This window comes from Chroococcidiopsis cubana SAG 39.79, assembly GCF_003991895.1.
In the GTDB taxonomy this organism is placed as follows: Bacteria; Cyanobacteriota; Cyanobacteriia; order Cyanobacteriales; family Chroococcidiopsidaceae; genus Chroococcidiopsis; species Chroococcidiopsis thermalis.
On the sequence record NZ_RSCK01000053.1, the window covers coordinates 19724 to 44659 of the forward strand.

The following is a 24936-nucleotide window of genomic DNA, read 5'->3' on the forward strand; positions in this document are numbered from 1 at the left end:
CTTGAGAAGATGTAGCGCTCAGATCTTGAAGTATATTACGCGGCGATCGCCCTACTGACAGAATGAGTAACTGTTGTTAAAAATATTAAGGATATTAAATGAACTCTATGCGATCGCAGGTTGTTTCAATCTATTAGAAGCGATCGCGCTACTCATTTTTTGCACCACATCTCGACAGCGCCAATAACTAGCATGAGCATCGCCACCATTAATTAACAAAGATACAGGAGTTTGGCGAAAAGGCAGCATCAGCAAATCGGTAAGATCGGTATCTCTGGTAATGACATCTTCAATTTCAACTAAACCGCTACCTACCACATCCTGCATCACCTCTTTCAGCGTCCAAGCAAACGGATCGCTGGGGTGAATGAAATTGTACCAAGGTAAAGGCTGCTGTCTGCGCTCTCGATACAAGGTTTGCAGTAGCTCTTGTAAATTCTTGGCAATATCGTAAGTATCACCGAGTCCTGTCGTCGCATCAGGGACGAGATCGATCAGATTGAATAAAGCAATGGGAGAACCCAGCGTGTGAATGCTAGCAAGGCGGATACCCCGTTCGCGTTCCGGTGCTACACCAAAAATTCGCTGGCGGATCGTGCGGACGCGATCGCCACCTGGTACATTAGGAAGATCCCAACGTCCTGCAAACAGAATATCGAATAAAATTACCGTCCCCCAACTATGACCCACTATATGCAAGCGATCGTCTAGCTGGGGTTGTGAAGGTAAATTCGCTTCTATTTGCCGTGCCAATTCCTCAACAACTTTAGCACCAACATGACGGTTGATATATAATGTTGCATCCCCAATAAACTGCATCAGTTGTGTGGAGCGGAAATTGCGAAACCACAGACGCTTCCACTGGCTAGAGGCGCGGAACTTATCCAGACGTTTTTGTTGTTCGTCAAATAGAGTGTCGCCCCAGTAAAGCGGAATATATTTAGGATTGAGCGTCGGTGCATGGGACGCGATCGCCCGATCGAGCAATTTAATCAAATCGTTGGCATAGCTTGGCTGTGCCTGCTGTTCGCGAGTATTAACGCCATGAATGAACAGAATATAGTCAGTAGCCATTGACGCACCTATGACTTAAAGCTCTCTGACTATTGCTTCAGGTGCTATGCGGCAAATTTAGGAAAAGAAAGATTTTTGGCAATTCATCTTTGTCAGAAATTTATAACAACCGCACGATAAAAGGGTAGCGGAAAGACTCGTCAGGATGACTCAAGACTTTGACGATCGCCAGAATAGTTAATCCCCAATGAATTAAAAATCCCAGTCCAGCTAAAGGAAATAATAAACCAAAGCTGATCGTCACCAGCACGCCAATAACTAATGCCCAAAACCAGACATTTAAGTGAAAATTAATCGCTTCTTTGGCGTTTTCCTTGACGATTGGATCGTCGGAGACAAATAAAATCGCGATGGGGATACCAACAGATACCAGAGTGGTACTGAAAAAGATTGCTCCGTGGCTAATCGCCGATAGCAGTTTCCGCTTGTCAGGGTCGTACATACAAACACATTCCTCAGTTGCAGATTGTTATCCTAAATAAAGGTAAATTAGATTCTGCTAGACTCTGGTTTTTACTTCCTGTTACATCCTACAGCTAAGCTTCAATGATCTCCAACGACCTACAAGCAGATTTACAAACAGAGGTGGAGCGGCGACGCAATTTCGCCATCATCTCCCACCCAGACGCAGGTAAAACTACACTAACAGAAAAGTTATTGCTGTACGGGGGAGCAATTCACGAAGCAGGAGCCGTCAAAGCGCGACGAGCGCAGCGCAAGGCAACTTCTGACTGGATGGCAATGGAGCAGCAGCGGGGAATTTCTATCACCTCAACAGTCTTGCAGTTTGAATATCACAACGCTCAGATCAACTTGCTAGATACGCCAGGACACCAAGACTTTAGCGAAGACACCTATCGTACCCTGGCAGCAGCAGATAATGCGGTGATGTTGATCGACGCTGCGAAAGGTTTGGAACCGCAGACGCGCAAATTATTTGAAGTCTGTAAACTGCGATCGCTACCCATTTTTACATTTGTGAATAAACTCGACCGTCCTGGGAGAGAACCACTATCGCTGTTGGATGAAATTGAGAAAGAATTAGGGTTGCAGACTTATGCGGTAAACTATCCTATTGGTATGGGCGATCGCTTTAAGGGTGTATACGACCGTCGCACGCAGCAGATCCACTTATTTGAACGGACGGCTCACGGTAGCAAAGCGGCGGCGGATACGATCGTTAATTTGGGCGATCCGCGCATCGAGCAGTTGTTGGAACAAGACCTTTACTACCAACTGAAAGAGGATATAGAACTTTTAGAAGAAGCGGGATCGGAACTAGATTTAGATCTCGTCCACCAAGGCAAAATGACTCCGGTATTCTTTGGTAGCGCCATGACAAATTTTGGCGTGGAGTTGTTTTTAAATGCCTTCTTGGACTACGCCCTCAAACCCTATGCCCGTGTTAGCAGTATGGGTGAAATCGCTCCTTCCTATCCAGAATTTTCGGGTTTCGTGTTCAAACTTCAGGCAAATATGGACCCGAAACACCGCGATCGCGTGGCGTTTATTCGCGTCTGTACGGGTAAATTTGAAAAAGATATGACGGTAAACCATGCCCGCACTGGTAAAACGATCCGTTTGTCAAGACCCCAAAAATTATTTGCTCAAGACCGCGAATCGATTGATGTAGCCTATCCCGGTGATGTGATTGGTTTGAATAATCCAGGCATGTTTGCGATCGGCGACACGATTTATACAGGACAAAAGCTAGAGTACGAAGGTATTCCTTCTTTCTCTCCCGAACTGTATGCCGTGATGAGAAACCCCAACCCTTCTAAATTTAAGCAATTTCAAAAAGGCGTGTCCGAGTTGCGAGAAGAAGGCGCAGTCCAGATTATGTATTCAGTGGATGAATCCAAGCGCGACCCAATTTTAGCAGCAGTAGGACAATTACAATTTGAAGTGGTACAGTTCCGCTTGCAAAACGAATATGGAGTTGAGACGCTACTAGACTTATTGCCTTACACTGTCACTCGTTGGGTAGTTGATGGTTGGGAAGCTTTAGAAAAAGTAGGGCGGATCTTTAACACCATGACGGTGAAAGATTCCCTCAATCGTCCCGTGTTGTTATTTCGTAACGAGTGGAATTGCCAGCAACTCGAAGCAGACCACCCAGATTTGAAATTAAGTAAAATTGCGCCCTTAACTTCTGTGAGTGCAAGCGATCGCAACGGAGAATTGTAGAGACGTTACATGTAACGTCTCGACTGCATAGCGATCGCCTCTTCTCCGTATAGAAAGATTGTTATCCAATTCAATCTTTCTAACAGGAGTTTATTTATGAAAGCGATCGCAACTTCCCAAACCGCAGTTCAACCAACCCAACGACAATTCAATCCTACTCAACAAAAAGGTAAATTAGTCGCTCAATGGTTTCCCATCGATGGCAAATTAGTTTGTAAATGGTGCAAAATTTAACAATTACAACTTTCTGCTTAATTCCGAATTCCGAATTCCGAACTCCGAATTCCGAATTCTTACGTCCATGCTCGAAAGAAGGTATTATCCTCCCAAATAGCAGCAGTGCGTTGCTCGATCGCCGCTAATTCCTGTTTAGATAAAGGTTGAAAAGCTTGAGCCACACGAACATTATTTTCTAATTGAGCGATCGTTTCTGCTGCCACAACACAACAATGCACTCCTGGTTGAGACATAGCATATCCTAATGCTTGATTCATCCCATCTAACCCACCAGGTTTGAATAAGCGACCGTAAGCCGGAACTTTCATGGCAATTACACCAACATTTTTCTCCCTTGCAACTGGTAGAACCACAGGAAGAAAGGGACGTGGATGGTGTTTATCTGCTGCGTTGACGGGAATTAGAGTCGCGTCAAATGAATAGCGGCGCAAACCTTCAGCAATAATATTAGGATCGTGGTGCCCGGTAATTCCCGCAAAGCGAATGAGTTTTTGGGCTTTTGCTTCTTCGACAGCTTGAATTGCTCCATTTTTGCCGAAAATAGTCTCTAAATCTTCAGTAAAAGAGACATGATGCATTTGCCATAAATCTAATCGATCTGTATTGAGACGTTTGAGCGATCGCTCCAATTCACGCCATGCACCATCTCGATCTCTAGCATCTGTTTTACTAGCAAGAAATATATTTTTTCGGTGAGATGGCAAGACTTTACCAAAATAATCTTCACTCGGACCGTAATTTGCCGCAGTATCAAAATAACGAATACCTAATGCGATCGCTTTTTCAATTATTGCGACTGCATCCCCTTCTTTTCCCTGCCAAGATAGAGGCGTTTGTCCTGCTCCGCCTAAGCCGAAAATTGGAACTTTAATCTCTGTGCGTCCCAGTACCCTTTCTAGCATCTTTCCCGTCGATTTAGCCGCTGTATTTTGTGCCGTAGACTGAGCGCTATCAGTTTGATTTTGTTGTAGCGCCGTGCTACCAATAATTCCACCTGCTACAGCCGCACCAGTAAGCAAAAAATTGCGCCGAGTGGTCTTATCTGTCATTATTAGCTCCTTAAATTTTCAGCAAGACACTGAGGGCAACGAATATCTCTTCGTATGGTAGCAAAGTAAAACTTCTAAAAATGGCACAATCAAAATAGATAAAATTTGACTGGAATGCCACCTTCTCCGATTTATACCCAGCAACCCTGGACAGAAACTTACAGCGAAATTATTGATGTTCGTTCCCCGAGCGAATATGCAGAAGATCGCATCCCTGGTGCTATTAATCTTCCAGTACTAGATGATACCGAACGTGCTGAAGTGGGGACGATTTATAAACAAATCAATCCTTTCAAGGCGCGTAAAATTGGTGCAGCACTAGTAGCTAAAAATATTTCTCAGCATCTCCAACAGCATTTTGCAGATAAAGGCAAAGATTACCGTCCGTTAGTCTATTGCTGGCGCGGCGGACAACGTTCTAATAGTATGGCTGCGGTACTAGCACAAATTGGTTGGCGAGTTACCGTCTTGGAAGGTGGGTATAAAACTTATCGCGCCTACGTGCGGCAACAGTTAGAGCAACTCCCAACTCAATTTACCTATAAAGTTTTATGCGGTTTTACAGGTAGCGGTAAAACGCTGATTTTACGTAGGTTACAACAGCGCGGCATCCAGGTTTTAGATTTAGAGGCGATCGCCAACCATCGCGGTTCTTTACTCGGTGAAGAATGGCAACTACAACCGACTCCTCAACCCTCACAGAAGTACTTTGAATCATTGCTCTTACAGCAATTACATAAATTCAATCGCGATCGAGTTGTATGGATAGAATCAGAAAGTAACAAAATTGGAAAAATTTATTTACCTCTACCTCTATGGCAAAAAATGAAGCAATCTCAGTGTATAGAAATTCAGCTACCTATAGATAGTAGAGTTGCATTTCTTTTAAGAGAATACTCATATTTAGAAACTCACTCTGAGTTTTTAAAAACTAAACTAGCAAAATTAAAGTCTAGATATGGAAAACAAAAATTAAACTATTGGTTTCAGCTAATCGATGCTAGAAAAGGAGAAGATATCGTTAAAGAGCTACTCCTTTTTCACTACGATCCAACCTATTCTTGCTCTATACAAAGAGACTATGCCAATGTAGAAAAGTCTTTGTTTATGTCAGATGTATCCGATATCAATATTGAGCATGTTCTAAATAAGTTGCTCTCACTGTCTGAAGACTAATCTTTTTACTCCATTTCATAGCAATTCTCGATTGCGTGCGTGACATTTGTAGGGGCGCTTTCTCTGTGCGCCCCTACAGATCTGTGGTTTACTCAAGACTAGTGCCTTCAGCACTGATAAAAAAACCCCTCACCGGAGTGAGAGGCTCAACCATAACCTAAGCTATTTAAATCGCCACAGCGATCGCACCCGCTAAAGCAGCAAAGAATGCCGAAACTGTTGCCGTACCAAACAACCACCAAGCAGCTGAAGCCGCCGCCTTGCGCGTCTCTTCCGCTTGCTTTTCTGCCTGTTCTTTTACTTGCTCCAATCGCTTCTGTGCTTCGTGCTGAATGCGTTCTGCTCTTTGCAGCACGTTGTTACGCGCCGACTCAATTCGATCGATAATTCGATTCGCATCCGCCTCCGAAATATCCTCGCGAGAACTCAAAATCGCTACATAAGTATCTCGATTAAACGAAGATAGCCGTCCGCGCAAAGCATCAAACCCAGCTTGCGGGTCGTCAAATAACTTGCGCATATCCCGCTGAATGCTGTCGTAATTCAACTCTGGGCGATCGAGCGAATTGAGATAGCTGCGAATGCGCTCGAATACGCTGTCGATCGCATCTTGAATCCGCCGTTGAATGGCTCGTACCTGATCGACAAAATTATCGCGTACAGCTAATACCTGATCGACAGTTCTAGCTGCTTCCGCATCGGACATATCACCCCGCATCTTCAACAAGTCAATTAACGTCTCGCGATCGAAGTGAGACAAGCGATCGCTCAAACTCTCAATTCCTACTTTCGGATCGCGTAACAACAAAGACAAATCCCGCTTAATGCCTTCTGGATTGAGTTCGTCTTTACCTGTATGACGTAAATACTCTTCCAAATAAGTTTGGAAACTCTGAACTCTTTGTTGCGTGCGAGTTGCCAGACGACGGGGCGCTTTGATAATATCCCGAATCGAAGTTTGCATTTGATCGACAATTTGGTTGACTTGCTCCTCGCTCAAATCGCGCCGCTGGCTCAATAACTTCACCAGGGTTTCTCGATCTACGTGAGACAAGCGCCTTCTGAGGGCTGCCGATCCCTCTTTCGGATTGGCAAACAAGCGCTGAAAGTCGCGCTGAATTCCTTCTGGATTCAACTCTTCTCTACCAGTGTTGCGCAGGTAATCGGCGATCGCATTCGTCACCGAGTCGTATTGTTCCTTCGCTTTACCCACCAAAACTTGCGGTGCAACCCGCACGTTGTGCCAAGACCCCTCAACTTGGTTAATAACTTGGTTGATCTGTTCTTCGCTCAAGTCTTGGCGCTGATTTAACAGTTGTACCAGGGTTTCGCGATCGAAGCGAGACAACCGCGCCCTTAGTGCTGCCATCCCCGCTTGCGGATCTTCCAGTAAAGTCTTCAGTTCAGCCTCAATTGCATAGGGATTCAATTCATCTCTGCCAGTGTTGCGCAGGTAAGATTCCAAGTTCAGCCACAGGGTTTCAGCTTGATATTTTGCCTGGTCTGCCAGTCCTTTAGACTCAACTAAGACTTTTTCGCGCTGTGCCTCCAACCGATCTAAAATTGGCTCTATCTCTTCTGGGGTAATATCGTTACGTTGCAATAGGACTTGTCGCAACGAGTCCCGATCCCACCTAGCTAGACGCAAACCAAGAGTTTCGTAATCGACATCCGAGTCTTCTAATAACGGTTTGAAGTTACGCTCAATTCCTTCTGGAGTTAAGTCTGCTTTACTCGTTGTCAGTAGATAACTCTCTACACGGTGCTGGAGTTCTTGGACGGCTTCCCTTTCTTCAATACCTCTTACTGTGGTCAAGACATCTTGACGAATCAGTTCCAAGCGATCGGCTATAGTTTGAATTTGAGCTTGGGTCAGCATTCCCTTTTGTTGCAACAATCGGGCAAAATCGTTGCGAGAAAGTTGCTCGATCTGTTGCCGGACTGCTCGTGGATCGGCTGCTGGATCGTAGAGAACGTCGCGGAATTCCCGATCCATCCTGTCTTGACTTAATTGCCAAGTATAAGTGTTGAGCAGGTAGTTTTCTACATCCGCCCTAATGGTCGTGTAGGGAACTTCAGCAGATTTCATTCCTGTTTGAGTGGCAACCTTGTCTACTCCCTCGGTGACTTTATCTCTAGCCGTGAGGAGCGATCGCAAGATCTTCTCCACATCTAAATCTGATAGATCGGCACGTCCCATCACCATTCCCATCAGGGTGTTGATTCCCGTTTGCAGCGTTTGCTGTACTGGACCTGCGGTGGCTTTGTCGGCTTGGTCTGCTTGTCTTTGGTCGGCTTGCTTAGACGATCGCATTTCTTCTGTGAGTCGATCGATCTTGGCGTTCAACTCGTCCGTCCTAGTTTGTCCCGGCTGCACGGACTTGAGGTATTCGATCAACTCATCCATGCGATCGCGTTTGGGTTGTTGGTTCGCCACCACCTCCCGCCAGACGCTTTCTAACTGATCGGCAATTTTATTGACTTCACGTTTTGATAAATCGGTACGGCTGCTGACGAGATCGATAAACTTTTGGCGATCGATATTCCGCAAGTCATCGGTTCCGGCAAGATCTGCCAGTTGCGGATCGCGTAAAATTGTCTCAAATTCTCTTCTAATCTTTGTCGTGTCCATCTCTGGCGGACGCAGCATGTCTATATAATCTTCCAGGTTCTCGCGAATTGTCGTCGGGTCGATCGCGCTACCTAGTTCTCGCCGCACCGCCGCAGCTGCCGCTTCTGCTGTCTGTACGACTTGCTGATTGACAGCTTTTGCTCCCATAGCAGCGGTAGCCGTTCCCATAATTGCTTGAAAACCCGAGGTTGCCGTATTCACGACAGAACCAACCAAGGAACCGACTGTGGTGGAACTAACCCACACCAGCAGTAAAAAGTAAGCTCCCCAAATCACTAGACCGAGAACTGCTCCCAGTCCTACATCTACGCTCAGCAGGCTTAAACTAACGGCAAGAAAGCTAGCGATGAATAGAGCAATGCTGACAGTTATTAACGTCCAAATACCTACTGCCGTACCAATTTTACGGATCGTTCCCCCCACACTCCCAGATTCGCTGCTACCTGAATCTGAGTCTGATTGCCGTCCTAAATAGGAAATCCCAGCAGCCACAGAGAGGTTTGTTAATACAAGTTGTACGGCAAAGGCAAGAATCACTCCTGATATTAAAGCAACAAAAAATCTCGGACCCGAAAATACAAACGCTGCCTCTGCTGGTGTCGTCACACCCCCATCTGGTGGAGTTAACTGTGCCAGCCAGGAGAAAGGTTTATATAGTCCCAGTAAAATTTCTGGATTCTGAAACATGGTTTTTCCTTCTTTTGTGCTGTGCTGAGCGTCTAAATACAATGTGAGGAGGAAATATAGGAGCTAAAAATACTATTTAACCCCGTAGCTTAAAAATGCTGCATTTAACAGCGTCAAACATCCACCCCAAGTCTGAAAGCTCTGCCTGTAGTGGGATGAATTCAGATTTACTTCTGAGGCGAGTAAATGTATTCAGTAGCGTTTATGTACGTCAAGATACTAATTACAAGTTGTTAACAATACCAAGCGATCGCTTCATCGCGATTTACACCGTCTATTGATAGAATTCCTCCTGAAAAATTCACTTTATATTAGTCCTAGAGAAGTGCTGCTAGTTTGTACCTCTAGACAGAAAGCAAGAATTAAATTCCCCTTTAAATTAAAGATATGTGAAGCGGCTTTATTAGGAGCAAAAAATGGAAACTCGTGAAACTCGTCCAGCTACAGATGTACCACCAGTTGCTAAAGCGTACAATGGCGTAGACAGAAACGCATTCATCTTTGGGTTGAATCCTCAAGCCGAGCTATGGAACGGACGTTTGGCAATGATTGGATTTCTCGCCTATTTGACTTGGGACTTAGCAGGCTTTAGCGTTCTGCGCGACGTACTACATCTCATCGGTTACTAGATTTCTCAAACCTCCCTTTTTCAGGGGGGTTTCGCTCTACAAACCTTGCCTTTTTTCAAAGATTCAATCTAACAGTCTCTCTTGAAACGTATTTGGGAGAGACTGTTATGCTTTTTACAAAACTTGTTTTACAACACTTTCGGTAAGCGAAACCAGAACTGCGCTCCCCCTTGAGAATTGGTTTTATAGCCGATACTTCCACCCCATTGCTCTACTGTAATTCTACAGAAATATAGCCCTAAGCCAATTCTTCCCGGTCTATTTTTGCCTTGGGAAAACTTTTGAAATAAAGTTGTAGCGATTTCTGGTTCTATGCCAGAACCCATATCGTCAACTGCGATCGTCATGAAATCTCCCTCTTCTGCGATCCCAATTGTCACCGCAGAGTTTGGTGGACTGTGCCTGTAGGCGTTTTCTACCAAGTTCGTTATCGTTCGCTCCAGACGTGACTTTTCTCCTACAACTTTCCATTCTTTGGTTTTATCAACATCGATTTGTAGCCGTAAATCGATCTGATTGAGAAAGAAAACTGGTGATAAAGCATTCACAACTTCTAAAACGCAAGCTAGCGCATCTGGTGCTTGTTGTGGATCGTTCCCCACCCCTTCCAAAATCTCAATTTCAGCTGCAAAAGCATCTAAAATTTCTCGAATTAATGTCTCTTGTTTTTGACACTGCTTTTTACCAATATTTAAGTATTCTTGCGCTTTAGAATTAAGGTTTTGGAGTGAGAGTAGCTCGAAACAATACTTGATTCCCGTTAACTGTCCGGCTAGATCGTGAACGATACAATGAATTAATACTTCTTTTTTTTGAATTTCTTTTAACAAATTGTAGTAATTTAAACTGTTTTCTCTGGCTTTTTGGAGTAAAAACTGATGCTCTTTATAATTAGAAGCAATTAATAATATTTTTTTCTCATTTAGACAAACTGCTGAAGCCTCTAAATAAAATTCTTGTCCTGATAAGTCCGTTTCCGTCCACAGTCCAGATTTAATTCTTCCCGATTGATGTTTCTGCCAAAAGGCTTCTGCGTCGATCAAAAAATTATCGAGTACGGGAAATTTATGTCCCGGCATCAACTGTTGTTGTAAGTCAGTGTCTCCATAAAATTGTACGAACCAGATAGGTGCAGTACCGATGAGCTTGAATGAATCATACTCCAATCGTTCTAGAACAACGACATTTAGTGCCGCAAATAGCTCATCTATGATGCTTTCCTCGCTCATGCTACTAAAAACGTAAAGATAGGGATTGGTTCGCTAGCAATGTCTTTAGATATAGTATGACTTCTCCTGAAGCGAGTTTGCATCTCACCGATGCGATCGTATGTGTTGCGATCGATCGCGATCGCGTTAGGAGTTGCTTGAAATCCTAGCTGTTCTACAATTGCCATGCGATCGCCAACAGCAATCAAAGTTTTTTGATTCTGACTACCAGTAATACCCACAATCAGGGAACCAGAAACAATACTGATGCCGACACTAAATGCAATGCATTTATCGACTTGCCGCACCTGACTCATCTCTCGTACTATTTCTACAACTCGGATCGCTGCTTCAATCGCACGCACCGCAGGCGAACCAGTCACTGGAAGTATGCCAAACAAACTTGTCACAGCATCCCCAAAACCTTTACTTACTATCCCACCTCGATCTAGTAACGGCTGCACGATCGTGGAAATATATGAGTTGAGAGTGGCGATCGCTTCTGCTGGTGGGTAATCTTCAATCGAGGAGTTGAGGCTGCAAATCTTAGCTAATAAAACAGTCACATCTCGGCGATCGCCTTTCTCTAATACCGCTACTAATTCCTCAGATAAGTTGGCTGCAACGCGATCGTGTAGGCTTTGTTCTAACAAGCGAGAGTGATGTTGGCGAATTAAACTCAAATCGTTGCCTTGTTGCTGAAGGATGCTGTATTGATGTTCGTATCGACTTGCATCCAGTAATAGTATCCAGTCACCTTCATCTGTAGAGAAAATGTGAACCTCGGCAGCAACTCCCGACTCCATTTTTATGCAAGGTAAGATAATTGGCAAGTTCCGAAAGGGTAGCAATCCCGCTAAAAATAAAATCTTTTTTTCAACAATTTCTCCTCGTTCGAGATGATGCAATCCATACAATGATAATTGACCTCCCCAGCTCACTAAACAGCCATCCTGCACTAAAAAGTAAGCCGGACAACGACTTTCAAAAATTGACTCTTGAAAGTACTTGGCTATGGATCTAGGGAGGTGAGACATCCATTGCCTCCAGCATTTGTTGTGTGAGTTTGGCGAAGGCTTCTTCTACACCTGTAGCCGTTTTAGCACTAGTCTCGATCGCCGTCCAGTTTTTCTGTATAAGACTATCCACTACTGAATCCTCTATTTCCCAATCACCTGTTAAATCTGATTTATTCAATACCAATATAAAAGGAATTTTACCAATAGTTTCTTCTACCCTTTGTTGTAAAGATAAGGCTTTATCTAAAGTATAACGACGGGTTCCATCCACGACTAAAAAATAACCAGATGCACCTCTTAAATAAGACATTTGCAATTTCTGAAACTCGTCTTCGCCGTGGATATCCCACAAAATTAGATTGACTTCTCTATCGCCAATTTTAACTAGTTTCTTATCAATTTTCACTCCTACGGTAGAATGGTATACTTCTGAGTAAATACTTTTAACGAATTGCGCTACTAAACTCGTTTTTCCCGTAGCAAACGCACCGACCATACATATTTTTTTTTGAATCATATCTCAAACAGCAAATTTTTTCTAGGGTGCATCCGTTAAAAATACCTTAAAAGAAACGCGACGATTCATTTCTCGATTGTTTTGGCTAGCTTTTTGTTGCCAAGGTTCTTGCGCTCCCACGCCAATTGTCGTTAAATCAGAAGCTCTGATTCCTTGCGAAACTAAGGTTGATAAAATTTGCTTTGCTCTAGCTTGACTGAGAGACATATTATGCTCGGTCGAACCATCGCTATCTGCGTGTCCTTTAATTTCAATGCGTACATCCTTATTCACAATTGGAGCTATCTTTGTGAGTTTTTGAATAGCTGCAACGACCTTTTCAAATTTCTGTTGCTGATTTGGTAAAAGCTGCGGGCGATCGTTAACAAATAAGAGAATTTCTCGTTCTAATTCAGTTTTAGTTTTGAGCAATTCTTGAAGTTCAGTTTCAGTCAGATGCTCTGTCTGTAACTGCGTCACTCCAGGGAGATTAGGCGCAACTTTTTTTGCTTGCGCAATCCACTGTCGCGGTGCAATACCAGTCATATAAAGAACGCCATTGCGATCGACTTTCAAACTCGTGGTTTTTGGTGGCTGTAATAATTTTTCCGCTCTTTTCGTAACAAATTGCGGCTCTAGAGAGATGTAAGGTTGCCAACGACTGACAACATTTTTAGGATCGATCTCTGCATCTGAGATTAATTGAATGGGGTCAGCAGCCAACGGATCGCGCAATCCCGATATATAGTATTTGCCAAAATGACTATCAGCACTGACGACAACTATTCCTGCTTGCAAGTTTAATGTATTTAAATATGCCTGCCACTTTTGTCGGGCTTGAAAAGACATAAAACTCCACCATCCCAGCGTACACAAGAGTCCGCCGATCAATAATAATAAAAGCGGTGAAGGTTTATCTGAAGTTGTTTGATACTGGGATTGAAGGCAATTTTCTAAATAAGATTTACTGGCTTCAAATGGAGTATCGTCGCCGCGAAAATTCAAAAGTGGCTGGTAAAATTTCTTATGAATTGTTTCTAGGGTGGCTTGAAAGTTTTCTCTTAATTCTTTGGGTGCATTACCGCGAATTATGCCTGCTAAAATTGCTTGGGGACCTTGCTCGATCCAAATCGTCAATTCACCAAATTCTAGTGCGTCTAACCGATCTTGTTGCTTAACCTTAAACGAGTCTTGCACGAAATCTTGAATTGCTTTTAACATAGCTGCAACCAGATCTGCATCTTGTGTAGCAGTCGGATCTACTGCCAAGCTATGTAACAACAGTCCAGTCTGACGATGAATCAAAAAAACTTCTTCTACCCGATAAACTAGCGTTCGCAGCAAGACAACTTCGGCAAAAGACTTACCAGTTTGCATTGCTTCTAAGCGCCAGCGAAAACTCCTTGGGGTTAAGCTATGATCGAGTGCTTGATTAAAGGTGGCAACAAAAGTTTTCAGTGCTGCCATTGCAGCTTTGCGGCTAGCAGGTCCGATGATGGGAAACAAAGCATCGGACAGCGTATTCAAGTCTCTTCTAACAGAGGTTTGAATTGCTTGTTCTACAGTTGGGACGGCGGCTTGAGTCAGTTGGTCGTCCTGTAATGACCTGAGAATAATCGCCTCTGGCAAAACCCGACTCACATCTTCGACTCGGAGTTGCGATTTATCGAGTTTTGCTTGGAGTTCGGGACCGAAAAGTAAATCCCGTAATTCGGCGATCGCTTCCTCTTCGGTAGTAAAATTCTTGTGGGGCGGTGGTTGCGATCGCGCTGTTGGTGTCTGTGGCTGTTGCTCCAATACTATCTGACGCAGTTGAGCTAAGACTTCTACTTCAGCAGCAGTGAGATGGGTGTCTTGCGATCGATCCAACAGACTCTCTAGCTCAGTCAGTGCCTCAGCTTCAGAGCTTGAAGTTCTGTCAGTAGATTGGCGACGAGAAGAGTCAGTCATTTGCCGAGCGTTTCCTAATATCCCCCATACTCACATTGAATTGTATAGCCACCTGTAGTCAAGAGGACATGAAACACCGACAAATCTTATACAACTATTTAAAGCAAGTATTAAAGGAGTCATATGATTTTAACCACAGCCAGCTTAGTTGGCGACAAGCGCGTCGTCCAGCATCTCGGTATTGTCAGTGGCGAAGCGATTCTAGGGGCAAATATTTTTCGCGATTTCTTTGCCGGCATTCGGGATATTGTCGGTGGTCGCTCGGCAGGTTACGAGCGATCGCTCAGAGAAGCGAAAGATACTGCTATGCGCGAGATGATTCAGCAGGCTGAAGCTCTCGGTGCTAATGCGGTAATTGGCATCGATATCGATTACGAAACCATTGGTGTTGGCAATGGCGGTAGTATGTTGATGGTAGCAGTCAGCGGTACTGCTGTCGTGTGCCAGTAATCATGTCGATCCCTCTACTTCAAATGGAGCTAAGCGGATTCGAACCGCTGACCCCCTCAATGCCATTGAGGTGCTCTACCAACTGAGCTATAACCCCGCACAAATGCGTTTTTTATTATGCCTTAAATCTCTCTTTGCTGTCAATGCGCACTATTCAATCATTTTAAGCATTAATATCCGCGTGCTAAGTAGCTCATGCAGTTTCCCATCAAAAAGTAGACAACTAACATGGCTGCGGCACTAGCTGCCACTAACACCCCTGCCAGCATCATCGAAAATTCCTTCTTCGCAAACGCCTCTTCCATCAGGTGGAGCGACCAAGCTACTAAAGCTACGTCAAAAATGAGAATAACTGTCAGCATTTTTTAAGATATTTTAAAACATATTTCATATATCTTAACTAATTCTCAGGAACCTGGTCTTAATTAGAGGTTAAGTTTTTCTTGCTACAGAAATTTGGCAAATTTATAATACCAATTAGATCTAATTAAGACGTATGGGGCAGTTGCGATCGCTCAAATAAGATTTGATTTGTCCTACACTCAGTTGACCGTAATGCAGCAACGAAGCTAACAAAGCAGCTTCAGCTCTCCCCTGAGTCAAAGCAGTGTAGATATGCTCGCAGTTCCCCGCACCACCAGAGGCGATAACTGGGATTTCTACAGATGAGGCGATCGCGCCAGTTAATTCTATGTCATACCCTGCTTGAGTGCCATCGGCATCCATACTCGTTACCAACAACTCCCCAGCACCCCGTTGGGCGACTTCCTGCGCCCATTGCAGAGCATCTATGCCAGTGTTCTCCCGCCCACCACGAACGTAAACGTCCCAGCCAGGATTATTGACATCCTGCCGTCGCCGTGCATCAATAGCCACTACTATACACTGATTGCCAAAGCGATCGCTGGCACGATTAATTAGGTCTGGGTCTTTAACTGCGGCGGAGTTGATGCTAACCTTATCTGCTCCCGCTCTTAACAAATTTTTAATTTGTTCTAAGGATTGGATGCCCCCGCCAACCGTGAGAGGAATAAACACTTGCTCGGCAGTGCGATAAACTACATCAAAAATAATGTCACGGTCTTCGTGGGTCGCAGTAATATCCAGAAATACCAACTCATCCGCCCCAGCTTCGTTATAAACTTTAGCCAACTCCACCGGATCGCCTGCATCTTGGAGATTGACAAAGTTTACCCCCTTCACAACCCGCCCCGCCTTCACATCCAAGCAAGGCAAAATTCTTTTAGCTAACATAGTTCGCCTTTCCAATGACTCCAGAGATTATACATATATAAATGGTGATGGGTAATTGGTCATTGGTAATTAGTGGTTGTTGGTTGATAGTAGACGTTACACTGACCAATGACTAGTTATCAGTTATCAGTGAAGAAAGGAGTCAGGAGTTGATTAATCTCCTCAGCTCCCTCAGCAACCTTGCGCTTCCTCAGCTCCCTCAGCTCTCTTCTTCCCCTAGCCTCTAGCCCCTAGCCTCTAGCTCCTAGTTATGGCAATTATCTCCTCTAAACAACCGTCAGAACCTTCTAAGCCTGCAAAAAAGCAACAGAAGAAACCTCAACCTCAGCCTGTCATAGAGGATTTGTTGCAACCGCAGGCAACTGTGGAGGAACAAGGCAAACAAGAACAAAGCTTGCGCCCCCATACCTTTGCCGATTACATCGGGCAGAAAGACTTGAAGGAGGTACTATCAATTGCGATTCAAGCCGCTAAAGCAAGAGGAGAAACTCTAGATCATTTATTGTTATATGGTCCGCCTGGATTGGGTAAAACTACGATGGCGCTAATTTTGGCGGGAGAAATGGGAGTAGACTGCAAGATTACTAGCGCCCCAGCTTTAGAAAGACCTAGAGATATTATGGGTCTGCTGGTGAGTCTCAAACCAGGAGATATTCTATTTATTGATGAGATTCATCGCCTGTCGCGGATGGCAGAGGAAATTTTGTATCCGGCGATGGAAGATTATCGTCTGGATATTACGATCGGTAAAGGAGCAAGTGCCAAGACTCGCAGTATCACGCTACCTAAATATACTTTGGTAGGAGCGACAACCCGCGCTGGGGCGCTATCTTCGCCATTACGCGATCGCTTCGGTTCGGTGCAGCGGTTGCGGTTCTACGAACCAGAGGAGTTACGTAAAATTGTCTTGCGGACGGCTGAGTTATTGCAAACACCAATTAGCGATGACGGGGCGTTGGAACTTGCCAAGCGATCGCGAGGTACGCCCCGTATTGCCAACCGCCTGCTAAAACGAGTGCGAGACTATGCCGAAGTCAAGGCAGCAGGTACAATTACGCAAAATGTAGCCGCAACAGCTCTAGAATTATATCAGGTAGACCCTTGCGGTCTAGATTGGACAGACCGAAAAATGCTGAGCGTGACGATCGAACAATTTAATGGTGGACCCGTGGGTATTGAAACCCTAGCAGCGGCGACGGGTGAAGATATCCAGACAATTGAGGAAGTCTACGAACCTTATCTGATGCAAATTGGTTACTTACAACGGACTCCTAGAGGTCGCGTCGCCACTCCTGCGGCATACAAGCATTTAGGTTTGAAACTACCCAACGAACAACTCTCGTTACTATCGCGGTCAGATTTATGATTTACAACCCCAGTTGGACGCGCTTCAATACGGACAAGATTGAGTTTGTCAGTGCCAATCTGCGCGTCTGCGTGCTGACACTTTTACTCAGTGCGCTATTCATAGTAGGGTGGGTAGAACCAGCTGTTGCCCAATCACCACCGCCAAATCTGAGTGCAGAACAGTTACAAAATCTAGAGAAATTGGCGAACGAGGCTTTTACTCTGACTGAAAAAGGTAACTTTCCCCAAGCTGAAACTTATTGGACGCAAATTATCGAAGAATTTCCCACCAATGCGGCAGCTTGGAGTAACAGAGGCAATTCTAGAGTTAGTCAAAATAAATTAAATGAAGCGATCGCCGATTATAACAAAGCAATCGAACTTGCCCCAGGCGTGACCGATCCTTTCTTAAATCGCGGTGCGGCTTTGGAGGGTTTAGGAAAATGGGAAGATGCGATCGTCGATTATAATCATATTTTAGAAATCGATCCTAACGATGCAATGGCATATAACAATCGCGGGAATGCTGAAGCAGGTTTGGGACAATGGGAAAAGGCGATCGTCGATTACAAAAAATCTGCCGATACTGCCCCTAATTTTGCTTTTGCCCGTGCCAATTATGCCCTAGCTTTATATCAAGATGGTCAAAAAGATAAAGCCCTGCGCGAACTGCGAAATATAATTCGCAAATATCCTCAATTTGCCGATGTTCGTGCTGCTTTGACTGCTGTACTTTGGGAACAGGGAAATAAGGGAGAAGCAGAAAGTAACTGGGTTGCTGCTGTAGGCTTAGACCCTCGTTATAAAGACATTAACTGGGTCACAAAGATTCGCCGTTGGCCCCCCACTATGGTTGCAGCTTTAGAAAAGTTTCAACAGCTTAAGTAATAATATAGGTTGTCTTTTTCTTGAACTGCTTTTTGTTTATGTCTAAAAGCTTTAGAGACTATATACTTCTTGAAGTGTGCAACAAAAACTAAAGCTTTACCTGAGTTTGCACGATAGCAGCCTTTAGCACGTAAATAATGACATGACTCTAATTGCTCGAAAACTTAGCTAATTTGTTAAAATCACACGTAGAGGCTCGATTTTCAAAAAACAGAGTTTATGTCAATTGTCATTTCTCTGAGTCCAGAAGTAGAAGCGCAACTGCGGGAAAAAGCAGCACAACAAGGACAAGATGTAAGTATTGTTGCGGCTGAATTGATAACTGACATTTTAAAGTGGGAGTTGCAAGACTCTGAGGAAGCTATTGCAGGTATTCAGCGTGGATTAGATGATTTTGAAGCGGGACGTTCCCGTTCGTTTCAAGAATTTGCTGAGAACAGCGCCTTAAATACAACCTGTCAACTGATTTGTGAGTTATCGTATCGAAATTTCTAGTGTGGCAGAGGGATAAGTAGATAGTGCATTTCTACGAATATCTCAAATAGCATCATTATTTTAGTCAAGAAATTCGTCAACTTATCTACGGTAAAGGTCGTAATTCGTACCGTATTCTTTTCACTATTATTGAGAATAATGAAGTGGCTACAGTTCGCATTCTCCACATCAGACATGCTGCACAACAGACTTTAGGAGAAGGTTAAAAATATATAAGGGCGCACAGATGTACGCCCCTACGAATGTATTGTAGATCGATGCTTATCCTACAGGTAAAGAAGGGCGATCGCTCATTAAAGTTTTAGTACTCGATTCACCCGCACGTTGAATCTGGCGCGTCATGCGAATCGTACAGAGAGTGACTGCACTCCACTGTCCTAATAGCGCCAAAAAGATGGTTGTATTGCTGGCTTTTTCTAACGCAAACCAAGCAAAAGGAGTAAACAACCATAACCCAGGAATTTGTTGTGGTGCGATTGATAACACGGTGAGAATCGCTGTGGGTAATAAAATGACCGCACCCAAAGCCCCAGCAATCCACAAACCTTGCTTTTGCGCCCGCATAAATGTTAAAAGTTGGGCGATCGCAGCACAGATCAGTAACAAATTACCACCAATAACCATACTCAAGAAAGCAGGCTGTTTGTCAATCGGTTGTAAGACAAAGGTAATCCAAAGAGTTAAAGTCGTAGCAGCAATAGCTAAGTTTAGTGCGATCGCGACTATAGCTGGGCTTTTTTCTCCCCACGTCAAATCTTTGACTAGCAAAGAACTCAAGAACTTTTGACGATTGCTAACTCTTTCCCGTCGATATCTTGCCCAATCTTGCAAGGTTTGACGCTGCGGCGTGAGAGTTACAATCAAACAGATAAACAATACCAAGTTGTAGACAAGCAATTCTTGAAAGTTATGCCCGAGATTGGTTGAATATCGGTATTTAGGTGTTGTAGCAGCAAATGCAACTAAGATCGTCTCCAAACTTGCTACCATCAAGTAACTTTGACTCTTACTAAAAATGGTTTTACTAGGATTATGGAACCGACGCTGCAAAGCTTGCCAAATCCAGTACGTCCCAACCCCAAAGTTGAGAACTGCCAAACCCAATGTTGCCCACAACGCATCGCCTATAGGCAGATAGAATAGTTCTAAATCTGCCGTGCTAAGCAGCGACAAACTATAGTTTTCTAGTTCAGTTGCCTTAGCGATTTGCTCAAAAATCAAAAATGGTGAAAACAAATTTAGCCAGTCTGACGGTGTATGAAGTACAGGTTTGGCAGTGGCAATAAATAGACACACAAATGCTGCACCGCTACCTAACCAAGCTTGAAATCCACCTAGCCAAGCACTCACTAAACCAAATAGTAAAGCAGCACTGAAAAAGAAAATACAGCTAGCAATTACTAGTCCGTAAAAGCTGAAAATTAAACTTAGAGGAACGTGCGCCCCAATGCCGGCGATTAAATGCAGTGGTACAGCCAGACCCACCACAATATACAGCAAACTTGGTACACCCAATAGTTTGCCAATTAAAATACTTTTAGCTGATTGAGGGCTGAGGCGAATAAAATTGAGCGTGTCTCGACGTTCTTCATTAGCTAAGTCACTAATCAGCGTGTAAGTGCCTGCTAAAATGAGGGCAAAAACACCAAACTTACTGACAGTGTAAAATACATCCCACCACCACATCTGCCAATTAATCAAAAGATTTCCCGCAGCATCTGTGAGACATTCAGGTATGGAATATTCCCACTGGTCGCCAGTACATAAAGGATGACGAGTTGGCATTGACCAACCTTGACTAGCAGATGGTAATTTTGCTTGAAATATGCGAAATAAGAAAAATTGTCCCAGTAAAGAAATAACTATCGAAATAACTAAATTACGCGGTTTAAATCTCCCTTTAATCTCCCGCAACAACTGAGGGTTTTTATCCCCCAATTTTTCTATCCAACTTAATCTCATAAGAATAAATCTCCCGTTCTGGTAATTGGTAATTGGTAATTGGTAGTTGGTAGTTAGTCCTTTATTAGCTGTCACTTCTGAGTTTTAGCTTTTGACTTTTGACTTACCCCTAACCCCTAACCCCTAACTCCTAACCCATAGTTAAGACGCTTGCTGGTGTCCTAGTTTGAGGAAAATTGTTTCTAAGTCTTCCTGAGTACAATGAAATTCAGATAAAGGAACGCCAGCTGCAATTAGCGATCGCAATAAATCCGCACAGTCTTCCTGATTTCCAGTAAAATCTATCTGCACCCGCTGTCCTCCCGGTAACACCTCCCATCCCGCTACGAGGGCGTGATTATTCAATTCTGCTGTTAATCTTTCGATTTCTCCCAAGGTTGTTAAGAAAATTTGCTGGCGGGCGAGTCGCTGATATAACTGACTCAAGGTCGTACTTTCGACCAAAAAGCCCAACTCCATAATGCCCACAGAAGTGCATAACTCTGCTAAGTCGCTTAAAACGTGGGATGAAATCAAAATCGTCATTCCCGCTTCTTGCAATACCTTAATAATTTCCCGAAATTGCCTTCGGGCGATTGGGTCAAGTCCCGAAACGGGTTCGTCTAATAGTAATACAATCGGTTCGTGGATGATTGTTCTTGCCAAGCTCAGGCGTTGCTTCATCCCCCGCGACAGGGTAGCAATTAAGCTGCGACGTTTTTGACTCAATTGGACGAGTTCTAAGACTTCTCGCAAGCGTTGACTGCGGCGCGGTTCTTTCAACTTGTACAGCCGCGCAAAATAGTCTAGGTAGTCCCAAACGGTGAGATCGTCGTAGAGGGGAAAATCGTCGGGTAAATAACCCAGGCGTTGTTTGAGAGTAGAATTGTCGCGATCGCCTACCAAGCGATCGCCATTGATGTATATTTCTCCCTTAGTTGGTTCCTCGGCTGCTGCTAACATCCGAATTAGCGTTGTTTTACCTGCACCGTTCGGTCCAATTAAGCCGTAGACTTCCCCAGCCTGAACTTGTAAATCGACGTCGTTCACCGCAATGTGGCGATCGAATTGTTTCGTCAGCCCACAAGTGCGAATTGCCAGTTCGTTGAGCATGGGTGCTAAGTTTGGGAGACAAGGGTAAGTCAGCGTCATGAACGCAACTTCACTATCGGATAGCTTAGCTTGCTTGGATCTATTTTGTCAGTAGGGTTAAATGCCGATTGTGACAAAAAAAGTCGGAAGTCGTAAGGGCGGTTTTTTTTGCAGATCCCTGAAACAACAAATAATTATTCTGATAAACCCGCCCGTATAAAAGTCGAAAGTCGGAGGGTGCTGGAATTTTACATATCTAGTACAACTGCTGTATCGGATTTATCGCTGATTGTAAGAAATAGATTAACTCAGAATTTTTCATGCGGCGAGATTCGATATTCAACAAACTTTTTCAACAATCTCCTACTTTGCTATGGCATTTTACTACGACCATCGAGAAGAAATCGATCTGCGGATCGCTGAAGCAGAAGCTATAGCAAAAGCAGAACGAAGAAAAAATCCTTCGCTGTTGCAAGCAAAGCTTGATGCGGCGAGAAATTATGTCTGAGTGCATTTGGTTCCATCTGGATGAAAATGTCGCTTGATTTACTACCAACCGATCGAGCCAATAATTGTAAAAAGTTCACCCCTTTGAAGTCTTAATCTTCCATCGTCGCATCAACTTCATGCTATTGAGATTGGGATGCTATTTGTGCTCAGGTCAATCTTTAAGTCGATCTCATCAATTGTGTATCGAGTTCTGAATACTGAGAAAACAAGCTGTCAATACTGGCTAGCTTCGCTGTATAAACTAGTGCTGTAGCAATAATTAAACGATCGAAGGGGTCTTTGTGAACAGGCGATCAGCTAACAGCTTGGTAAGCGATTTTGGCAGTCAGTGGAAACAAGGTAATACCTGTTGGTTCCAAAGCATCCTCAAGCCAGCGATCGACGCTACAAGGCAATTCTAGTCGCCTCCTTTGCTGTGCTAAAGCGACCTCATAGCAGGATACAGGTGAAACACCTACTTGGTCAGCAGTTTCGATCGCCTCTCGCCAGTGAGATGGAAATAGCTCGAATTCCTGGGTGACAAACCAAATCCAAATATGAGTATCTAGAACAATTACTTGAGACATTCCCAGTCTTGTTCTTCAATCACAGGACTAATCAAATCAGCCAAGGTTTTACCTTTACCTGCGATTGAAGCAGGAGGAGTCCGACGCTTTACTGATGGCGTGGTATCTTCTAAAATCGTCACAATTACACGGGCAGATGATGGTTTCGGCTCGTCTGTTAACCATTTTAGTTGACCATTTTCAATCATCGCTACGTAACTTTTAAGCATTGTTATGTCAATATCTTACAAAAATTATTTTATGACCTTACGATTGAGTCTACTGACTTTATGAACTATGCTTAATATGCAAACTATCTGTTAGTTTTTCTGGTAGCGATCGCCAACGAAAAGTCAAAAGTTAAAAGTCAAAACGTCTTCGATTCGCAATGGCGATCGCTGTTTGAGCGAAGCAGAAGCGGAACGGCAACGGGCAGAACACTAGCCCAACGACTGCGGCAGCTAGGAGAGGAGTTGTAGGGGCGATCGGCTAGATCGAGCTAGTTGAATTTGTTGTTTAGGTGTGAAGTTAAGGTTTCTTAACTAAGTACTTCTCGATATCATCCAATACGGCATGAGATGCAAAAAAATCAAAGCCGTACCAAGTATGGAAATCAACAAGATACACTCGATCGCGTTGAACAGCCTTAATCTTTGACCATAGAGGTTTGCGTTGAAAATACTCAAGGGTAGAGCGATCGTTTTCTCTGTATGTTCCAATAAAAAGAACATCGCTATCAATTTCGGCTAAACTTTCCTCAGAAATTGGTAATGCTAGCTGATTAGACAATTTAGGCAACAATAACCCAATATCGTTCAATATTGTGCCAGAAAAGGAATCTTTAAGATTAAGATATAATCCATTACTAACATGGACAAATGATGCATGAAATGGCTGACTGTAGTTTTTTTGTGGAGCGTCGTGCAAAGTAACTAATGCCTGTTTCAGTTTTTCCACTCTTTGGTAGTATCCATTTAAAAGTTGCTCGGCTAGTTCTGTTTTTCCAAAAACCTTTGCAGTTTCTTTCAAGTGTTGTTTCCAATCTCGTGAAATTTCTGCCCAGGGAACTAATACAGTAGGAGCAATTTGTGACAGTTGCTTGTAGATTCCTCGCATTGAAGGATCGGAAACACTAATAATAAAGTCGGGCTTAATCAGCAGAATTTTCTCTAAATTGGGCTGACTAGAAAAACTATGTAAAGCAATGCCTTCGATTTTCTCTGCTAAGTGCGGAGTAGGTTCTAAGATACCCTCTCTAGGAGACCATATTCCTGCGGCGATCGGCTTGATACCCAAAGCAACGGTGTCAGCAAGACTCAGAACATCTAAAGCAAAAATTCGTTGAGGATTGAGCGGAACGCAGGTTTCTCCCATCGGATGTTGTATAATGCGACAATCTGCTGAAGCTGGAGATGTGGCATCTTGGTAGCTACTCTGGCTACAGGCACAAACCAGCACAAATGTGATAATTCCCAGACAGAGCAGATAGGTGAGATGATGTAAAAACCTCTTCATGAAAACCCTAATTCAAAACTCCCAGGAAATTGTTCCTTGCACGGTGAATGGCGTACCAGGATGAACGCGCAACCGATTGAAAGCACTTTCAAAATAATCAATGTCGAAGAGGTTGTTGAAATTGAGAGCAGCACGGAATGCGTCTCGCTTGTAGAAGATGGCAGCATTTGTTATTAGGTAGCTGGGGACTTCAAATGTATTTGCTCTATCTCCGGCGCGATCGCCTACATAGAAAAGTCCTAAACCAAAACCCAAACCTTGCAAGTCTCCTTGTTGAATTTCATAAGTTGTCCACAAGCTAGCAGCATGAGGAGTTGAAAGTTCTACACGGTTGCCTACTGGAATGACGTTATCTTCTGTGACTTCGGCATCGTTGTAAGCATAACTAGCAAAAATATTCCACCCTGGTAAGATTTCACCTGCAAGATTAAGTTCGATGCCTCGGCTGCGCTGTTCCCCTGTTTGAACCTCGAAGCCTAATGGGACTTTGTAAAGAAAGAGCGTGAAATCAGGGTAGAATACAAACCAAGACTCAGATTTACGTCAGTCTCGACA

At 43.9% G+C, this 24936-nt stretch carries 22 protein-coding genes, 1 tRNA gene and 4 pseudogenes; 10 read left to right on the top strand and 17 right to left on the bottom strand.

Translation table 11 applies throughout. The annotated features are described in order from the left end of the window. Positions 1–105: 105 nt before the first annotated feature. Positions 106–1074, bottom strand: coding sequence for a hypothetical protein (locus DSM107010_RS24415; RefSeq protein ID WP_127024126.1), 969 nt, complete (start codon positions 1072–1074; stop codon positions 106–108). A gap of 100 nt (positions 1075–1174) precedes the next feature. After that, on the bottom strand, positions 1175–1516 hold the full coding sequence (locus DSM107010_RS24420) for a DUF4870 domain-containing protein (RefSeq protein WP_127024129.1): 342 nt from the start codon (positions 1514–1516) through the stop codon (positions 1175–1177). A 104-nt stretch (positions 1517–1620) separates the two neighbouring features. Between DSM107010_RS24420 and prfC the strand changes: the two genes are divergently transcribed. Continuing rightward, positions 1621–3261: a peptide chain release factor 3 gene (gene prfC / locus DSM107010_RS24425; RefSeq protein ID WP_015152511.1), complete on the top strand. Its 1641-nt coding sequence runs from the start codon at positions 1621–1623 to the stop codon at positions 3259–3261. A 96-nt stretch (positions 3262–3357) separates the two neighbouring features. Then, a complete protein-coding gene (locus tag DSM107010_RS38710; protein WP_015152512.1) occupies positions 3358–3495 on the top strand; it encodes a hypothetical protein in 138 nt (45 codons plus the stop codon). A gap of 59 nt (positions 3496–3554) precedes the next feature. Here the strand turns inward: DSM107010_RS38710 and DSM107010_RS24430 are convergent, their stop codons facing one another. Then, positions 3555–4547 (bottom strand): aldo/keto reductase, encoded by a 993-nt coding sequence (locus DSM107010_RS24430; RefSeq protein WP_106167887.1) that lies wholly within the window; start codon positions 4545–4547, stop codon positions 3555–3557. Positions 4548–4661: 114 nt separating this feature from the next. Here DSM107010_RS24430 and mnmH point away from each other — a divergent pair, with 114 nt between their 5' ends. After that, positions 4662–5723, top strand: a complete 1062-nt coding sequence (mnmH, locus tag DSM107010_RS24435) for a tRNA 2-selenouridine(34) synthase MnmH (protein WP_106167888.1) — start codon at positions 4662–4664, stop codon at positions 5721–5723. 166 nt (positions 5724–5889) lie between these two features. Here mnmH and DSM107010_RS24440 read toward each other — a convergent pair whose 3' ends face one another. After that, positions 5890–9042, bottom strand: coding sequence for a hypothetical protein (locus DSM107010_RS24440; protein ID WP_106167889.1), 3153 nt, complete (start codon positions 9040–9042; stop codon positions 5890–5892). Positions 9043–9458: 416 nt separating this feature from the next. Here DSM107010_RS24440 and DSM107010_RS41505 point away from each other — a divergent pair, with 416 nt between their 5' ends. Next, positions 9459–9671 (top strand): chlorophyll a/b-binding protein, encoded by a 213-nt coding sequence (locus DSM107010_RS41505; RefSeq protein WP_106167890.1) that lies wholly within the window; start codon positions 9459–9461, stop codon positions 9669–9671. A gap of 128 nt (positions 9672–9799) precedes the next feature. On the opposite strand, the gene DSM107010_RS24450 is transcribed toward DSM107010_RS41505, so the two are convergent. The 4 genes from DSM107010_RS24450 to DSM107010_RS24465 are packed head-to-tail and all read right to left on the bottom strand — an operon-like array spanning position 9800 to position 14344. Beyond that, the gene (locus DSM107010_RS24450) at positions 9800–10900 is read right to left on the bottom strand and encodes a sensor histidine kinase (RefSeq protein WP_106167891.1); all 1101 of its coding nucleotides are present in this window, start codon (positions 10898–10900) and stop codon (positions 9800–9802) included. Beyond that, the gene (locus DSM107010_RS24455; RefSeq protein ID WP_015152518.1) at positions 10897–11916 is read right to left on the bottom strand and encodes an adenylate/guanylate cyclase domain-containing protein; all 1020 of its coding nucleotides are present in this window, start codon (positions 11914–11916) and stop codon (positions 10897–10899) included. The genes DSM107010_RS24450 and DSM107010_RS24455 overlap by 4 nt, the downstream gene beginning before the upstream one ends. After that, on the bottom strand, positions 11900–12415 hold the full coding sequence (locus DSM107010_RS24460) for a Rab family GTPase (protein WP_106167892.1): 516 nt from the start codon (positions 12413–12415) through the stop codon (positions 11900–11902). The genes DSM107010_RS24455 and DSM107010_RS24460 overlap by 17 nt, the downstream gene beginning before the upstream one ends. 21 nt (positions 12416–12436) lie before the next feature. Next, on the bottom strand, positions 12437–14344 hold the full coding sequence (locus tag DSM107010_RS24465; RefSeq protein WP_127024132.1) for an OmpA family protein: 1908 nt from the start codon (positions 14342–14344) through the stop codon (positions 12437–12439). 123 nt (positions 14345–14467) lie between these two features. On the opposite strand from DSM107010_RS24465, the gene DSM107010_RS24470 reads away from it, so the two are divergent. After that, the gene (locus DSM107010_RS24470) at positions 14468–14794 is read left to right on the top strand and encodes a heavy metal-binding domain-containing protein (protein ID WP_015152521.1); all 327 of its coding nucleotides are present in this window, start codon (positions 14468–14470) and stop codon (positions 14792–14794) included. A gap of 24 nt (positions 14795–14818) precedes the next feature. Here the strand turns inward: DSM107010_RS24470 and DSM107010_RS24475 are convergent. The 3 genes from DSM107010_RS24475 to hisF all read right to left on the bottom strand — a co-directional run bounded on the left by DSM107010_RS24475 (position 14819) and on the right by hisF (position 16048). Further along, positions 14819–14891, bottom strand: a tRNA-Ala gene (locus DSM107010_RS24475). A 73-nt stretch (positions 14892–14964) separates the two neighbouring features. Beyond that, positions 14965–15156, bottom strand: a complete 192-nt coding sequence (locus tag DSM107010_RS24480) for a hypothetical protein (RefSeq protein WP_015152522.1) — start codon at positions 15154–15156, stop codon at positions 14965–14967. 121 nt (positions 15157–15277) lie between these two features. Then, the gene (gene hisF, locus DSM107010_RS24485; protein ID WP_106168149.1) at positions 15278–16048 is read right to left on the bottom strand and encodes an imidazole glycerol phosphate synthase subunit HisF; all 771 of its coding nucleotides are present in this window, start codon (positions 16046–16048) and stop codon (positions 15278–15280) included. Positions 16049–16298: 250 nt separating this feature from the next. Here hisF and ruvB point away from each other — a divergent pair, with 250 nt between their 5' ends. The 4 genes and pseudogenes from ruvB to DSM107010_RS43090 form a co-directional block, all read left to right on the top strand. Then, complete coding sequence (gene ruvB, locus DSM107010_RS24490; protein WP_015152524.1) at positions 16299–17414, top strand: Holliday junction branch migration DNA helicase RuvB; 1116 nt, start codon at positions 16299–16301, stop codon at positions 17412–17414. Next, a complete protein-coding gene (locus DSM107010_RS24495) occupies positions 17411–18283 on the top strand; it encodes a tetratricopeptide repeat protein (RefSeq protein WP_199755716.1) in 873 nt (290 codons plus the stop codon). Before ruvB ends, DSM107010_RS24495 begins: the two co-directional genes overlap by 4 nt. A gap of 219 nt (positions 18284–18502) precedes the next feature. Then, a pseudogene (locus DSM107010_RS24500) lies at positions 18503–18756 on the top strand (hypothetical protein). A 78-nt stretch (positions 18757–18834) separates the two neighbouring features. After that, positions 18835–18984 (top strand): annotated as a pseudogene (locus DSM107010_RS43090) (type II toxin-antitoxin system RelE/ParE family toxin); the annotation flags it as partial. Positions 18985–19039: 55 nt separating this feature from the next. Here DSM107010_RS43090 and DSM107010_RS24510 read toward each other — a convergent pair. Continuing rightward, on the bottom strand, positions 19040–20815 hold the full coding sequence (locus DSM107010_RS24510) for an ABC transporter permease (RefSeq protein WP_106168150.1): 1776 nt from the start codon (positions 20813–20815) through the stop codon (positions 19040–19042). Positions 20816–20881: 66 nt separating this feature from the next. Further along, positions 20882–21832 (bottom strand): ABC transporter ATP-binding protein, encoded by a 951-nt coding sequence (locus DSM107010_RS24515; RefSeq protein WP_106168154.1) that lies wholly within the window; start codon positions 21830–21832, stop codon positions 20882–20884. A gap of 352 nt (positions 21833–22184) precedes the next feature. Here DSM107010_RS24515 and DSM107010_RS42415 point away from each other — a divergent pair, with 352 nt between their 5' ends. Continuing rightward, the gene (locus DSM107010_RS42415) at positions 22185–22319 is read left to right on the top strand and encodes a hypothetical protein (RefSeq protein ID WP_256498658.1); all 135 of its coding nucleotides are present in this window, start codon (positions 22185–22187) and stop codon (positions 22317–22319) included. A gap of 160 nt (positions 22320–22479) precedes the next feature. Here the strand turns inward: DSM107010_RS42415 and DSM107010_RS24520 are convergent. The 4 genes and pseudogenes from DSM107010_RS24520 to DSM107010_RS24535 all read right to left on the bottom strand — a co-directional run. Then, positions 22480–22887, bottom strand: a pseudogene (locus tag DSM107010_RS24520) (type II toxin-antitoxin system VapC family toxin). Continuing rightward, positions 22875–23096, bottom strand: coding sequence for a hypothetical protein (locus DSM107010_RS24525; protein ID WP_106168151.1), 222 nt, complete (start codon positions 23094–23096; stop codon positions 22875–22877). The pseudogene DSM107010_RS24520 and the gene DSM107010_RS24525 overlap by 13 nt, the downstream one beginning before the upstream one ends. A gap of 298 nt (positions 23097–23394) precedes the next feature. Beyond that, positions 23395–24381, bottom strand: coding sequence for an ABC transporter substrate-binding protein (locus DSM107010_RS24530; protein WP_106168152.1), 987 nt, complete (start codon positions 24379–24381; stop codon positions 23395–23397). 12 nt (positions 24382–24393) lie between these two features. Beyond that, positions 24394–24861: pseudogene (locus tag DSM107010_RS24535) on the bottom strand (TonB-dependent siderophore receptor); the annotation flags it as partial. Positions 24862–24936: the final 75 nt, after the last annotated feature.